We start from the raw sequence: 14,086 nt of genomic DNA on the forward strand, positions 1-14,086 counted from the left end.
CTGTCCAATGAGGACCGACCCCCTCTTCGATCAGCCTTGGCGAGGGCGGGCGCAAGATGTCTCCCATCACTGGAACGTCTCACACCAGCCCTCTGCCGGGTCTGGTCACATGCGCTTGGCGACTTCTTCGAGCATCACCTCCGAGGCACCGCCGCCGATCGCTTGCACGCGGGCGTCGCGCGACATGCGTTCAACGGGGGTTTCGCGCATATAGCCCATGCCGCCGTGGAACTGCACACAATCATAAAGCACAGAGTTCACCAGCTCGCCGCAATAGGCTTTGACCATCGAAACTTCTTTCACGCAATCGCGGCCCGCAGCGTCCAGACCGGCGGCCTGATAAACCAACTGACGACCTGCGGCGATGCGGGTCTGGCAATCGGCCAACCGCTGACGGATCGCCTGTTTGTCCCAAAGCACGCCGCCAAAGGCTTTGCGTTGCTTGACGTAATCCACCGTCATGTCGAGGGCGATTTGCGATTCAGCGCAGGCCATCGCGCCCAGAACGATGCGTTCGTTCTGGAAGTTTTTCATCACCGAGTAGAAGCCTTTGTTGACCTCACCCAGCACGTTTTCGGCAGGAACGCGGACATCTTCAAAGATCAGCTCGGCGGTGTCCGAGCACAGCCAGCCGGTCTTGTTCAACGCGCGCCCAACCGAGAAACCCGGCGTGCCCTTTTCCACCGCGAACATGGTGATCCCGCGCGATCCTTTGGCATCGGGGTCGGTTTTGGCCCCGACGAAATAGATGTCGCCATGCACGCCGTTGGTGATGAACATCTTGGTGCCGTTCAGCACCCAATCCGATCCATCCTGCACCGCGCGGGTGCGCATACCGGCCACGTCCGATCCGGCGCCCGGTTCGGTCACCGCAACGGCGGCGATCTTTTCGCCCGAGACGATCGAGGGCATCCAGCGGGCTTTTTGTTCCGGCGTTCCGGCGTTTTCAAGATGTGGCGAGGCCATGTCGGTATGCACCAAAACCGTGGCCGCGAAACCGCCAAAGGTGGAGCGCCCGACCTCTTCGGCCAGAACCACGCTGGACATCACGTTCAATCCTGCGCCGCCATATTTTTCGTCATAGCGCATGCCCAAAACGCCCAAATCGCCCATCTGGCGCAGCACGTCGCGGGGCACCATGCCGGTTTCTTCCCATGCGTCGGCCTTGGCCGTCACTTCGGTGGCGATGAACCGGCGCAGCTGGTCGCGGATCATGTCGAGGTCTTCGTTGAACGGGCCGTTGGCCGCAGTGATCGTGTCTTGTTTGGTCATGTTTCTTCCTCCGGGTCGAGTTTGACAAGTGGGGCGTGCCCGGCGACGGTATCGCCTGGCGCGCAATAAATTTCGGTCACCACGCCCGCAATCGGCGCGGGCAGGCTTTGCAAGAGCTTCATCGCCTCAAGGACCACCAGCGTATCACCGGCGGCAACGCGGTCGCCGGGCGCGACACGCACTTCGGCCACGGCGCCGGGCATCGGCGCCGTCAATAGGTCGGCGCCGCCCGATCCGCCGCTGGCGCGGGCAAGGTGCTGATCTTCCAGAACGCGCAGGTCTGTCACGCGCATACCGCCAGACGTTTGTAAATGCACCCGCCAACAATTGCCACTGCGCTCGATATGGGCCACGCGCGAAAAGGGAACGCCGTCGATGCGCCCACTCAAACGGTCACCGGTCAAGGCACCGGCCTCGGTTGTGGTGCTCTGTCCGTCTGGCAATGTGGCCGTCAGCCCCGCTCCGGCTTCGGTCACGCGGATCGGATCATCCTCGGATGTGGTCCAATAGGACGCCGCGCCGGGCCGTCCCGCAGGGGCTGTGAGCCGCCAAGATCCAAGGCTTTCCCAAGGCGATGCGCCCGCCGGCGTCAAATGCAGATGCAGCGCCATGGCCGCGAGGCCGGCGTCTTCGGCTTCGGGCGCGGGTTCGGCCCATCCATCGGGGAACAATTCGGCAAGGCCCGAGGTATGATGCCGGAAGGCCTGAAAATCAGGATGGTTCAACAGCGCCCGCTGATAAGACAGGTTCAGCCCGACGCCGCCCACCGCAAAGGCATCAATCGCGGTAATGGCCTGACGGATTGCCCCTGCCCTGTCCGGCGCATGGATGATCAATTTGGCCAACATCGAATCGTAATGGTGGCCGACGATTGACCCTGCCGCGACGCCGCTATCGAGCCGCACGCCAGCGGGCGGGGCCCAAAGGGTGATCTCGCCGGTTTCGGGGCGGAAATTTTCGGCGGGGTTTTCGGCGGCGATGCGCACTTCGATGGCGTGGCCGTTAAACTGCACATCCGATTGCGCCAGCGTCAGGGCCTCGCCCCGTGCGATACGCAATTGCCATTCGACCAGATCGATGCCGGTGATGGCCTCGGTCACGGGGTGTTCCACCTGCAGGCGGGTGTTCATTTCGAGAAAATAGTATTCCCCGCGCGCCGGATCATAAAGGTATTCCACCGTTCCTGCCGAGCGATAGCCAATGGATTGCGCCAATCGCACCGCCGCTGCACGCATGTCATCGCGCACCGCGTCGGGCAGGTCGGCGGCCGGGGCCTCTTCGATCAACTTTTGATGGTTGCGTTGAAGCGAACAGTCGCGATCGCCCAGATGCAGCGCATTGCCGTGGCTGTCGCCCAGAACCTGCACCTCAACATGGCGCGCGCGCGGTGCATAGCGTTCAAGGAACACCGCCGCATCGCCAAAGGCGCCTTTGGCCTCGGCCCGCGCCGAGGTGATGGCCTCGGGTGCCTCGGCCAGATCGGTGACAAGGCGCATGCCGCGCCCGCCGCCGCCCGCGCTGGCCTTGACCAGAAGCGGCACGCCAAGCGCCTGCGCCTCGTCCAGCAAGCGCGCGTCGGACTGATCCGCACCGCGATAGCCGGGCAGCACGGGCACGCCGGCTTCTTCGGCGGCGGCCTTGGCCTCGATCTTCGATCCCATCATGGCAATCGCGTCCGCGTCCGGCCCGATGAAGACAAGCCCCGCCGCCTCGATCGCAGCGGCAAAACCGGCGTTTTCGGACAAGAAGCCATAGCCGGGATGCACCGCGCCTGCGCCTGTCGCGCGGGCGGCCTCCAAAATGGCCTCGACGTTCAGATAGCTCTCCGCTGGTGCGGCCCCGCCGATGCAGACGGCGTGATCGGCTTCGGCCACAAAGGGCGCGTCGCGGTCGGCCTCGGAAAAGACCGCGACCGTTTCCAGCCCCAATTTGCGACACCCGCGTTGGATGCGCAGTGCGATTTCGCCCCGGTTGGCGATCAGGATACGGGTAAAATTCATTTCACGCGCCATGACGGGATGCTTTTGTTGAGGAAGCTGCCAATGCCTTCGATGCCTTCTTCGGTTTCCCAAGCGTCGGCCAGACGGTCGGCGGTGTAGATCATGTTGGTTTCCAAATCGTGCGCCGCGACATAGGCGATCAACGCCTTGGTGTCGGCGACAGCGCCCGGCGCGGCTTGCAGGTGATCATGCACGACACGCTCAACGGCTGCGTCCAGATCATCGGCTTTTACGACTTCGGTCAGCAAACCGATCCGTTCGGCGCGCGTGCTGTCGAACAACGCCCCCGACAGCATGGTTTCGCGCGAATGCACCTTGCCGATGCGGGCCACGACATAGGGCGAGATATTCGCGGGCAAGAGGCCCAGTTTTACCTCGGTCAGGCCAAAGCGCGATCCCTCGGCCCCGATGGTGTAATCGCAGACCGAAATCATGCCGACGCCGCCGCCATAGGCCGGGCCGTTGATCCGCCCGATCAGCGGCTTGGGCAGGGTATCAAGCCGGCGCAGCAAATGCGCCAGCGTGGCGCTTTGGTCGACCCGCTCGGCGCGGGTTTTGTCGATGTTGGAGGAGAACCAGTTGAAATCCCCACCGGCGCAGAAGCTTTTGCCGTTACCGGTCAAAATCACGATGCGCACGGCATCATCCGCAGCCAGCTTTTCGGCCACGTCGTATAGCTCGGCAATCAGCGTGCCGTTCAAGGCATTGTGTTTGTCCGGCCGGTTCAAGGTTACGGTGGCGACGCCGCGCGCGTCGGTTTCAAGCAGGATGGTTTCGTAAGTGGTTGTCATGGTATTGGCCTCACATTCTGAAGACGGGCGTGTGGCGCCCTGCCTCGGGCACCGAAGAAACAATGGCCAGACATAGGCCAAGAATATCGCGGGTCTGACCCGGTTCGATCAACCCGTCATCCCAAAGCCGCGAAGTGGCGTAATAGGGATCGGACTGTTCGCCATATTGGGCGCGGACCTGCGCCTCGATCTGCTCCATGTCGGCTTGCATTTTGTCTTCATCGCCGCCCTTTTGGCGGCGCAGTTCCAACATCACGTTGCTGGCAATGTCGGCGGACATGGTGGCCAGCTCTGCCGTCGGCCATGCAAAGAGGAAATTCGGCGCAAAGCCGCGTCCGCACATGCCGTAATTGCCGGCCCCGTAAGAGCCGCCCAAAAGCACCGACAGGCGCGGCACTTTGGCCACTGACATGGCATAGACCAATTTGGCGCTGTCTTTGGCGATGCCGCCGCGTTCGGCCTCGGTTCCGACCATGAAGCCGGAAATATTGTGCAGGAACAAAAGCGGGATGTTGCGTTGATCGCACATCGAGACGAATTGCGCGCCCTTGAGGGCGCTGTCGGACAAAAGCGCGCCGTTATTGGCAAGGATGCCGACGCGGAAGCCGTGGATGCGCGCCGTGCCACAGACCAGCGTTTCACCCCAGCCGGGCTTGAACTCGCGGAACTCGCCCGCGTCGATCATGCGCAGCAGAACCTCACGCATGTCATAGGGTTCCTTGCGGTCGGCGCTGATCACGCCAAGCAGCTCTTCGGGATCATGTGCGGGCGCTTCGGGGGCGGCGTCGGGCTGCATCGGGCGCGATTGGCCCAATTCGGCCACGATGTCGCGCATCAAAGCCAGCGCGTGATGCTCGTCCTCGGCCAGATGGTCGGACACGCCGGAGACGCGCGTGTGCATTTCGGCCCCGCCCAACGTTTCGCCATCAACCTCTTCGTTGATCGCCACCTTGACGATCGACGGCCCGCCCAGATGGATCCGCGCATTGCCGCGCACCATGATGACCTCGTCCGACAGCGCGGGAATATAGGCCCCGCCCGCTGTGCAGCCGCCGAAAACGGCGGAGATCTGCGGCAAGCCGCTGGCCGACATATTGGTTTGACGATAAAAGGAATTGCCGAAATGGCGGGCGTCGGGAAAAACCCGATCCTGTTCGGGCAAAAAGGCACCGCCGCAATCCACCAGATACAGGCAGGGCAACCGGTTTTCCGCCGCAATCTCTTGCGCGCGGATGTGTTTTTGCACCGTCTCGTGATAAAAAGAGCCGCCCTTGACCGTCGCATCATTGGCGATCACCACGCAGGGCAGACCATGCACGATGCCGATGCCGGTCACGATCCCCGACCCGGGAACCTCGCCGCCATATTGGCCATAGGCGGCCAGCGATGACAGCTCCATAAATGCGGTGCCCGGATCTACCAAAAGGTCGATCCGTTCGCGCACAAGAAGCTTGCCGCGTTTGCGGTGCCGCTCAACCATGTCAGGGCGTCCGCCCGATGCGACATCGGCAATCCGTGCGCGCAATGTCTCGACGCGTTCGCTTTGCGCCGCGTGGTTGCGGGTATAGGTTTCGGATGCGGTCATCACCGCCGTTTCAAGTCGTGCCATGTATCAGCTATCCTGTCTTTCTAGTATCCCGTTGAGAAACACATCGGCATAGGTGCGCGACAGTGCCTCGGCACTGCCCCGGTCCGGGTCAAACCAGTCGAGCGTTGCATTAAGTGCGCCAATCAACATCAGGCGCAGGCGGCGAATGTCGACATCGGGTTTAAGCGCGCCGCGCTCTTGAAGTCGGGACAGTAAGGCATCCCATTCAGCCTCATAAGCGCGGCGTGTGGGGAGGTTGGCGTCCCGGACGGATTGTGGCACCTGCCCGAAAATACGCACATTGGCCGAGGTATAATCGCTCACGTCAAGAAGCGCGCGCAGATGCGTCCCGATTGCAGCCCGCAAGATCGTTTCCGCGTCGGTGCCTTCGGGCAGCGCCGAAACAGCTTGGCGCATTTTCTCGTGAACGACCTGAATGCCGACATCCAAAATGGCCACTACGATTTCGTCCTTGGAACCGAAATGGTAGTATATGCTGCCCGCCTTGATCCCCGCCGCATCAGCAATTTTTCGCAGCGATACGGAGCCGTAGCCTTGTTCGCGAAAAAGCCGCGCCGCGACGTCCAAAACGCCTTCTCGCCCGACGGGATTGCGCGGTGCGTCTTTAACCTTGCTCACTGTGCCATCTGCCATGGAGTCTCTTCCGGCGCTTCCCTACCTAACACCTGTTAGCTTGACAGCAGAGGCGAGTCAATCGCCCAAACCTGTTGAGATGAGCTTTGCCAAAAAGAAATCCGGGCAACCTGTTATGGCTGCCCGGATGTGTATCGCCGACCAAGGTCGGAGTGCGCGATAAAAGTCGCGCGGATCAGATGACGAAGCCACCACCGCAGATGATGTGTTGACCCGAGATGAAGTTCGATTCCGGTGCACAGAACAGATAAACCGCGCCTGCGGCCTCTTCCGGTGTGCCGACCCGGCCCAGAGGAATCATGCGCTCCATTTGGGTCAGAAGCTCGGGGTTCACGCCAACTTTGATCTCTTTTTCCTCGACCTTGATCGTGCTGTCGCCGTCGGCGCTGCCTTCGGTCAGACGGGTGCGAATCGGGCCGAAAGCCACGGCATTCACGTTGACCTTGTAGCGGCCCCATTCCTTGGCCATCGTCTTGGTGACCCCCAGAATGCCGGCCTTGGCGGCGGAATAGTTGATCTGACCCGCGTTGCCGCCGGTGCCCGCGATGGACGAGATATTCACCACCTTGCGGAACACTTCTTGTCCGGCGGCGGCTTCTTCCTTGGCCTTGGCGCTGATCACCGACTGAGCGGCGCGCATGATTTTGAAGGGCGCTGTCAGGTGCACGTCAATGATTGCCTGCCATTGCTCGTCGGTCATCTTTTGAACGACGCTGTCCCATGTGTAGCCGGCGTTGTTCACGATGATGTCCAACCCGCCAAAGCTGTCGACGCCGGTTTTGATGAAGCGTTCGGCAAAGCCGTCTTCGGTCACGCTACCGGCGCAAACCACAGCCTCGCCGCCTGCGGCGCGGATGGCCTCGGCGGTTTCATTGGCCGGATCGGGATCCAGATCGTTGATCACCAAACGGGCCCCTTCCGAGGCCAATTTGAGTGCAATTTCGCGTCCGATGCCCCGGCCGGAACCGGAAACCAGCGCAACGCGCCCGTTGAGTTTATCAGTCATATTCTTTCCTTCCGAATGGCGCTATCAGACTTTTTCATAAAGCGTGGTGACACAGGCTCCGCCGAGGCCGAGATTGTGCTGGAGCGCCAATCGCGCGCCGTCGACTTGACGTGCATCGGCCTGCCCGCGCAGCTGCTGAACCAGCTCGGTGCATTGCGCAAGACCGGTCGCCCCAAGCGGGTGCCCCTTGGACAACAGACCGCCCGACGGGTTGGTCACGTATTTACCGCCATAGGTGTTGTCGCCATCGTCAACGAATTTCGCCGCATCACCGCGCGCACAAAGGCCAAGCGCCTCATAGGTGATCAGTTCGTTATGGGCAAAACAGTCGTGCAGTTCGACCACGTCCACATCATCCGGTCCGATGCCCGCAGCCTCATAAACTTGGTCGGCGGCGTTTTTGGCCATCGAGAAGCCGACAACCTCGCGCATGTCGTGCGCGTTGAAGGTTTCCGGTCCGTCCGTTGTCATGGCCTGAGCCGTGATCCGAACCGAGCTGTCGAGACCGTGCTTGTCTGCAAATTCCTTGGAGCAGATGATTGCTGCGGCCGCGCCACATGTCGGCGGGCAGGCCATCAAACGGGTCATGACACCGGGCCACATGACGGGCGTTGCCATAACGTCATCGGCTGTCACTTCCTGCCGGAACAGAGCAACCGGGTTTTTGGCTGCGTGGCGGCTGGCCTTGGCGCGGATCTTCGCGAAAGTTTCCATCGGCGTGCCGAATTCGTCCATATGCGCCTTGCCCGCACCGCCGAAATAGCGAAGCGCCAAGGGGATTTCCGAATTGCCAACCAGATCATCGGTTTCTTCGTCGAATGATGCAAACGGGCTGACCCGGTCGTTGAACATCGCACCGATTGCGCCGGGTTGCATTTGCTCGAAACCGAGCGCCAATGCGCATTCAACCGCGCCGCTTTCAACGGCCTGACGTGCGAGGAACAGGGCAGACGATCCAGTCGAGCAGTTGTTGTTCACATTCACAATCGGAATGCCGCTCATGCCGACATGATACAGGGCGCGTTGGCCACAGGTGCTATCGCCATAGACGTAGCCGACATAGGCCTGTTGAACCTTGTCGTAATCAAGGCCTGCATCCGCAAGGGCGGATTTGGTGGCCGTGGTTGCCATGACATCATAGCTTTCGGATTTTCCGGGCTTTTGGAATGGGACCATCCCGACGCCGGTGACATAGGCTTTATTTGACATTTCTCTCTCCCTATAGTGGTCCGGTCCACTTGAATTGAGCACCATTCCATTTTCTACCATTTGTTAGATTTTATATCCCGGCGCCCAGAACTGTCAACAAGGACGCGCTGTGACGTGGGGTGCTTGCCGGATTTCTTGGCGTGTGCTTGGGTGCTTGCGCCGCCAGCTTTAAAAGGTCCGCGCATGTTGCAGATCAGGTTTCCGGATCTGAGGATGTCTCGGCAAGACGTTGGCGGACGTCGGACGCGTGGTTTTGACACCGAAGGCGCCAGCCTAAGAAAGGAATTGAAAAATGGCATACTGCTATGAATTCAAAGGGTTCGTTCCTGTGGTGCCCGAAGGAACATTTGTTCACCCTCAGGCCGTGTTGATCGGAAACGTCATCCTTGGCAAAGGATGCTATATCGGACCCGGGGCAAGCTTGCGGGGCGATTTCGGCAAGATCGTGATTGGCGACGGCGCCAATGTTCAGGACAATTGCATCATGCATTCCTTTCCGGGGCGTGATGCGGTGGTGAAAGTCGATGGTCATATCGGTCACGGCGCGATTCTACATGGCTGCACCGTGGGTCGAAATGCGCTTGTGGGTATGAATGCCGTTATCATGGATGGCGTTAATCTTGGCGCGGAATCGATCGTCGGCGCGCAGGCCTTCATACGGGGCGAAACGGTTATCCCGCCGCGTTCGATGGTGGTCGGGTCACCGGCAAAGATCATCCGCGAGGTTAGCGAAAAGGAAGTCGCGTGGAAGACCCGCGGAACAGCCGAGTATCAGCAGTTGGCGCGCGATTGTCTGGCCAGATTGAAACCCGTCGAGCCGCTGAACGAAGTTGAGGCGGGCCGGCCCGAGGTGGCGCCCTCTGACGTGGTGTCGATACAAGAAGCGCGGCAGCAGGACACCTGACGCCGCGCATAAAGATGTATCTGGAGCGGCCCGAAATTCCGAGGGGCCGCGCCGGAGGCATCGCACCCTTAAGGGGGCGGGCACTGGCACTGAAGACCCGCGGGTCGATCCGGGCGCCAAAGCGGCGCGCCGGATCTTAACCCATTAAAGCCGGAAAATACCGTAGTGCGGATCTTCGATCGGGGCGTTCAACGAAGCAGAGATCGACATACCAAGCGCATTGCGCGTATCAGCCGGGTCGAGAATGCCGTCATCCCACAACTCCGAAGTCGAGGTATAGGCTTCCACGTCCTGGCGGAATTTCTCCAGGACCGGATCGCGGATTGCGGCGATTTCTTCTTCGGTCAATTCCTTGCCTTCGCGTTCGAGCTGCCGGATCTTGACGTCGGCCATGGTATTGGCGGCCTGATCCGCGCCCATCACGCCGATTTCGGCCTGCGGCCACATGAACAACGTCCTCGCATCCCACGCCCGTCCGCACATGCCATAATTGCCCGCCCCATAAGAGGCATTGGCGATCACGGTGAACTTCGGCACGACCGAGCCACCCTGCGCCATCAGCATTTTTGCGCCATCCTTGGCGATGCCACGCTCTTCGTATTCGCGGCCCACCATGTAGCCGGTGATGTTTTGCAAGAAGACCAAAGGCGTGCGGTTCTGGTTGCACAATTGGATGAAATGCGCCGCCTTGAGCGAGCTGTCGTTGAACAGCACCCCGTTGTTGGCCAAAATCCCGACCTTGTAGCCCCAGATATGGGCATAGCCACAAATCATCGTGGTGCCATAATCGGGCTGATATTCGTGGAAGCGCGAGCCATCGACGATCCGGGCCAGAACTTCGCGCATGTCGAATTGGGTTTTGCGGTCCTTGGGGATGATCCCGTAGAGTTCCTTGGGGTCGTAGTAAGGCTCTTCAAAGGATGCGGTTTCGATGATGGTTTTCGGCTTGCGCTTCCATTGGCTGACAATCTCGCGCGCCAGTGAAAAGGCGTGCTGCTCGGTGGCGGCGCGGTAATCGCCGGTGCCCGAAACCGAGGTATGCATGACCGCCCCGCCCAGTTCCTGAACGCCAACTTCTTCGCCTGTCGCGGCCTTCACCAGTGGCGGGCCACCAAGGAAAATCGCACCGGTGCCTTCGATGATGATGTTGTAATCACTCAGCGTCGGCACATAGGCGCCGCCAGCGGTGCAATGGCCGCCGACCACCGCGATTTGCGGAATGTTGGCCTGGCTCAGCTTGACCTGATTGCGGAACACCCGCCCGCCGAGATAGCGGTCGGGAAAGACGCCGTGTTGCAGAGGCAAGAAGCCGCCGGCGCTGTCGCAGATGTGGATGACCGGCAAGTGATTTTCCAGCGCGACATCCAAAAGCCGTACGATCTTTTTGACGGTATGTGGATACCATGCGCCGCCCTTGACGCTGGCGTCATTGGCGTGGATGGCGACTTCGCGGCCCTGCACGATGCCGATGCCGGTGACCACGGCGGCGCCGGGCACCGCGCCGTCATATTCGCGGCAGGCGGCCAGAGTGGAAAATTCCAAAAACGGCGTGCCGGGGTCCAGCAGCAGTTTCAAACGTTCGCGCACGCCCAGCTTGTTCTGGCGGGCAAGGCGGTCGATGTCGCGTTGCGGGCGTTCAAAACGCGCCGCCTCTTGGCGGGCGTGAAACTCTTTCAACCGCTCGGACATGGCCGCGTAATTTGCCTTGTAGTCGGGGGCATTGGTGTCGATCTGGCTTTCGATCCGGCGCATGATTATTCCTCCTCGGGAGCCAACTGGGCGAGCGTGGCCTTAAGCCCAAAACTGTCACCTGCGGCAAATGGTATTTCAGCAACCACACCGTCGCGTGGCGCGATCAGGCTGGTTTCGAGTTTCATGCTTTCAATGACAAGCAAAGGCTGGCCTTCCTTGACGTGATCGCCGGGTTTGGCGTTCACCGACACGACCACGCCGGGCATCGGCGCGACGATACGGTCATCGGCCGCGCCGCTGTCGTTTCCGGCCAGACGCTCGGCGGGATCGACCCGTCCGACGGCATATGTCTTGCCGTTCAAATGCACGAAGGTTGCGTCGGGCCCAACGGCCAGCCGCACGTTTTGCGCGCGCCCCCGCATCCGCAGCACATAGCCGCCCGGTGTCCCCGTGGGCTCCAACTGGCAGGGGATCACGCCATCAGGCGTGTTCAAATTCATGTTGTTGCCGTCGTGTGACAGCCAGCATTCGGCCTCTTCGCCGTCGATCTGGAATATCCGCTGCATCAGTTTCTCCACCCGCCCATTTTTCGGTGCATTTCAGGTATCTGCATCACATCACTCACCAACCGTTCGTCCGACAGGGCCGCAGCCGCCATCAACAGGTCGCTGAGATCTTCGCCCGGCGCGGTCAGCGTATCGGCCTGTTCCGCCAAAAATCCGGTCGAGACATCGCCAGACGCGAAATCGGGATGGGCAAGGATCGCATCCAGATAACCGGTGTTGGTCGTCACCCCGAGGATAACGTAGTTTTGCACCGCTTCACGCGCGCGGGCGATGGCCTGCGCCCGATCTTCGGCGTGCACGATCAATTTGGACAGCATCGGGTCGAAATCGGTCGTGACCTTGCCGCCGTCCAGAATGCCGCTGTCAACACGCACGCCTTCGCCGCGCGGTTCGTCCAGCAACAAGATATCCCCGATCGCGGGGCGGAAATCGGCGGTGGCGTCTTCGGCACAGATGCGCAATTCGATCGAATGACCGTTTTGCGGAATATCGGCCTGCGCCGCGCTCAACCCCTCGCCCGCCGCGATGCGCAGCTGTTCGGCCACCAGATCAAAGCCCGTCACCATTTCGGTCACCGGATGTTCGACCTGAAGGCGGGTGTTCATCTCAAGGAAATAGAACGACCCGTCTTGGGCATAAATGAATTCAACCGTGCCGGCCCCGCGATAGTTGACGGCGCGGGCGATTCCAGCGGCGGTTTCGCAGATGTCCAGACGTTGCGCCTCTGACAATGCCGGAGACGGCGTCTCTTCGATGATCTTCTGGAACCGGCGCTGGATCGAGCATTCGCGCTCCCAGAAATGCACAACATTGCCTTGCCCGTCGCCCATCACCTGCACTTCGATGTGGCGCGGGCGTTCGATATAGCATTCGACGAAAAGTCGCCCGTCGCCGAAATAACGCTCGCCCTCGCGGCGCGCGGTGTCGATCTCGGCTTCCAGAGCACTGTCGTCGCGCACGACGCGCATCCCCTTGCCGCCGCCGCCTGCCGAGGGCTTGATCAGCAGCGGGTAGCCAACCGCGCGGGCGCGTTCGACAAACGTCGCGGGATCGTCATCTTCGATGGCCGAAGGGGCCACCGGAAAGCCGCGCTCTTCGACAAAGGCGCGAGCGCGGATTTTGTCACCCATCAGGTCGATGACCTCGGATGTGGGGCCGACAAACGTGACGCCCGCCTCTTCCAATGCGGCGACGAAGGCCGCATTTTCCGACAAAAAGCCATAACCGGGATGCACCGCATCCGCGCCGATCCGTTTTGCCGCCTCAACGACTTGCGGGATGTCGAGATAGGCGGCCACGGGTGTGGGACCATCAATCGTCACAACTTCGTCGGCGATCAGATGGGCCGGCCCCTCTTGTTCAGAGGCATGGCGCAACACGGCGGTTGCAAGGCCGCGCGCCTTGGCGGTGCGCAAAACCCGCGCGGCGATCTCGCCCCTGTTGGCGACCAGAATTTTGGAAATCGTCATTTTCTTTCCTTTCATGCGCTCTGGGCAGAGCGAAGCCCGTCACGCGCGGCCATTTTGGCGGGCACGGGGATTTCGATATCGAGCAGCATTTGTGCAAAGCCTTTGCCTTGCGGGTCGATGCGGACCGAGGCGATGCCGCCACCGCCCAGCGATTCATGCAGCAGGAAGTTCAGCGAATGACTTCCGGGTAGGTCGAAGCGTTCGACCGCGCCGTCGCACAGATGAGCGAAATAGTCTTTCACCGTCTCTTCCGTCAGGGCGGATCGGATATAGGGCAGATACTCCGGCTTGCGGGCCAGAATGCCGATATTGGCGATATCGCCCTTGTCGCCCGAGCGGCCCCAGGCCAGATCGACCAGCCGCACATTCACGGCGTCAGGACCAGCATCGCGGCTTTCTGCCTGTGGCGCGGCGGGCGCCTCAAGTGCGACAGCCTTGGCCGCGACGGTGACGGGCACATCCTTGCCGTCGACCTCGACCGCGACGGGGGTGGCGGATTTATCTTGCAGGAAGGAGAAGAGCCGCACCACCGGTTGCACCTTGGGCCGTCCGGCAAAGAACCCGGTCAGGCCCTGCGCGGTGGAAATGGCCATCGGCGCGATTTCTCCGGCAAAGATATTGAGCGCGCGCCGGTCGTCATGCGCGGCGCCGATCTTCAGCACCACTTCGCGCGTTTGGGCGCGGGCGTTGGCGCCATAAGCGGCCTCGGCCCCCAGAACCTCGGTGCTGACCTGCCGGAAATCGCCAAGGTTCTTGTCGCGGAAAATCCGGCGGCAGCGGGTCAGGATCGCCTCGGCCACGCGCTCGGCCTTGGCCGGTGCGTCAATGGCCGCCAGCGTCAGCGTGGTCACCGCGCGCCAGCCATCGGCATGGGTCGCCGAGACCTTGTAGCTGCCGGTGCGCCCGAGGCCTTTGCCGCCTTTGACCAGCACCTG

The 14,086-nt window shown here is 61.2% G+C and carries 12 protein-coding genes; 1 reads left to right on the forward strand and 11 read right to left on the reverse strand.

Translation table 11 applies throughout. The features are described 5' to 3' along the window. Positions 1-105: 105 nt before the first annotated feature. From DI396_RS13300 to DI396_RS13330, 7 genes are all read right to left on the reverse strand, one after another. Complete coding sequence (locus DI396_RS13300; protein WP_110796695.1) at positions 106-1,272, reverse strand: acyl-CoA dehydrogenase family protein; 1,167 nt, start codon at positions 1,270-1,272, stop codon at positions 106-108. Next, positions 1,269-3,272: an acetyl/propionyl/methylcrotonyl-CoA carboxylase subunit alpha gene (locus tag DI396_RS13305; protein WP_235851874.1), complete on the reverse strand. Its 2,004-nt coding sequence runs from the start codon at positions 3,270-3,272 to the stop codon at positions 1,269-1,271. The genes DI396_RS13300 and DI396_RS13305 overlap by 4 nt, the downstream gene beginning before the upstream one ends. After that, a complete protein-coding gene (locus DI396_RS13310) occupies positions 3,269-4,063 on the reverse strand; it encodes a crotonase/enoyl-CoA hydratase family protein (RefSeq protein ID WP_027238557.1) in 795 nt (264 codons plus the stop codon). The genes DI396_RS13305 and DI396_RS13310 overlap by 4 nt, the downstream gene beginning before the upstream one ends. Before the next feature lie 10 nt (positions 4,064-4,073). After that, positions 4,074-5,672, reverse strand: coding sequence for an acyl-CoA carboxylase subunit beta (locus tag DI396_RS13315; RefSeq protein WP_110796697.1), 1,599 nt, complete (start codon positions 5,670-5,672; stop codon positions 4,074-4,076). Between the two features lie 3 nt (positions 5,673-5,675). After that, positions 5,676-6,305 carry a TetR/AcrR family transcriptional regulator gene (locus DI396_RS13320; protein ID WP_110796698.1) on the reverse strand — a complete coding sequence of 210 codons (630 nt, stop codon included), beginning with the start codon at positions 6,303-6,305 and terminating at the stop codon, positions 5,676-5,678. Positions 6,306-6,480: 175 nt separating this feature from the next. After that, positions 6,481-7,311, reverse strand: coding sequence for an SDR family NAD(P)-dependent oxidoreductase (locus DI396_RS13325; RefSeq protein ID WP_110796699.1), 831 nt, complete (start codon positions 7,309-7,311; stop codon positions 6,481-6,483). Between the two features lie 24 nt (positions 7,312-7,335). Beyond that, positions 7,336-8,520, reverse strand: a complete 1,185-nt coding sequence (locus tag DI396_RS13330; protein ID WP_110796700.1) for a lipid-transfer protein — start codon at positions 8,518-8,520, stop codon at positions 7,336-7,338. Between the two features lie 292 nt (positions 8,521-8,812). Between DI396_RS13330 and DI396_RS13335 the strand changes: the two genes are divergently transcribed. After that, positions 8,813-9,424, forward strand: a complete 612-nt coding sequence (locus DI396_RS13335; protein WP_110796701.1) for an acyltransferase — start codon at positions 8,813-8,815, stop codon at positions 9,422-9,424. A 144-nt stretch (positions 9,425-9,568) separates the two neighbouring features. Here DI396_RS13335 and DI396_RS13340 read toward each other — a convergent pair whose 3' ends face one another. From DI396_RS13340 to DI396_RS13355, 4 genes are all read right to left on the reverse strand, one after another. Continuing rightward, a complete protein-coding gene (locus DI396_RS13340; RefSeq protein ID WP_110796702.1) occupies positions 9,569-11,176 on the reverse strand; it encodes an acyl-CoA carboxylase subunit beta in 1,608 nt (535 codons plus the stop codon). Positions 11,177-11,178: 2 nt separating this feature from the next. After that, positions 11,179-11,682: an acyl-CoA carboxylase biotin carboxyl carrier protein subunit gene (locus tag DI396_RS13345; protein WP_235851875.1), complete on the reverse strand. Its 504-nt coding sequence runs from the start codon at positions 11,680-11,682 to the stop codon at positions 11,179-11,181. Further along, the gene (locus DI396_RS13350) at positions 11,682-13,151 is read right to left on the reverse strand and encodes an acetyl-CoA carboxylase biotin carboxylase subunit (protein ID WP_110796713.1); all 1,470 of its coding nucleotides are present in this window, start codon (positions 13,149-13,151) and stop codon (positions 11,682-11,684) included. Before DI396_RS13350 ends, DI396_RS13345 begins: the two co-directional genes overlap by 1 nt. A gap of 11 nt (positions 13,152-13,162) precedes the next feature. Next, the coding region (locus DI396_RS13355; RefSeq protein WP_162617227.1) for an AtuA-related protein at positions 13,163-14,086 on the reverse strand (924 nt) is incomplete at its 5' end.

The organism is Litorivita pollutaquae (assembly GCF_003205515.1).
Classification (GTDB): Bacteria; Pseudomonadota; Alphaproteobacteria; order Rhodobacterales; family Rhodobacteraceae; genus Litorivita; species Litorivita pollutaquae.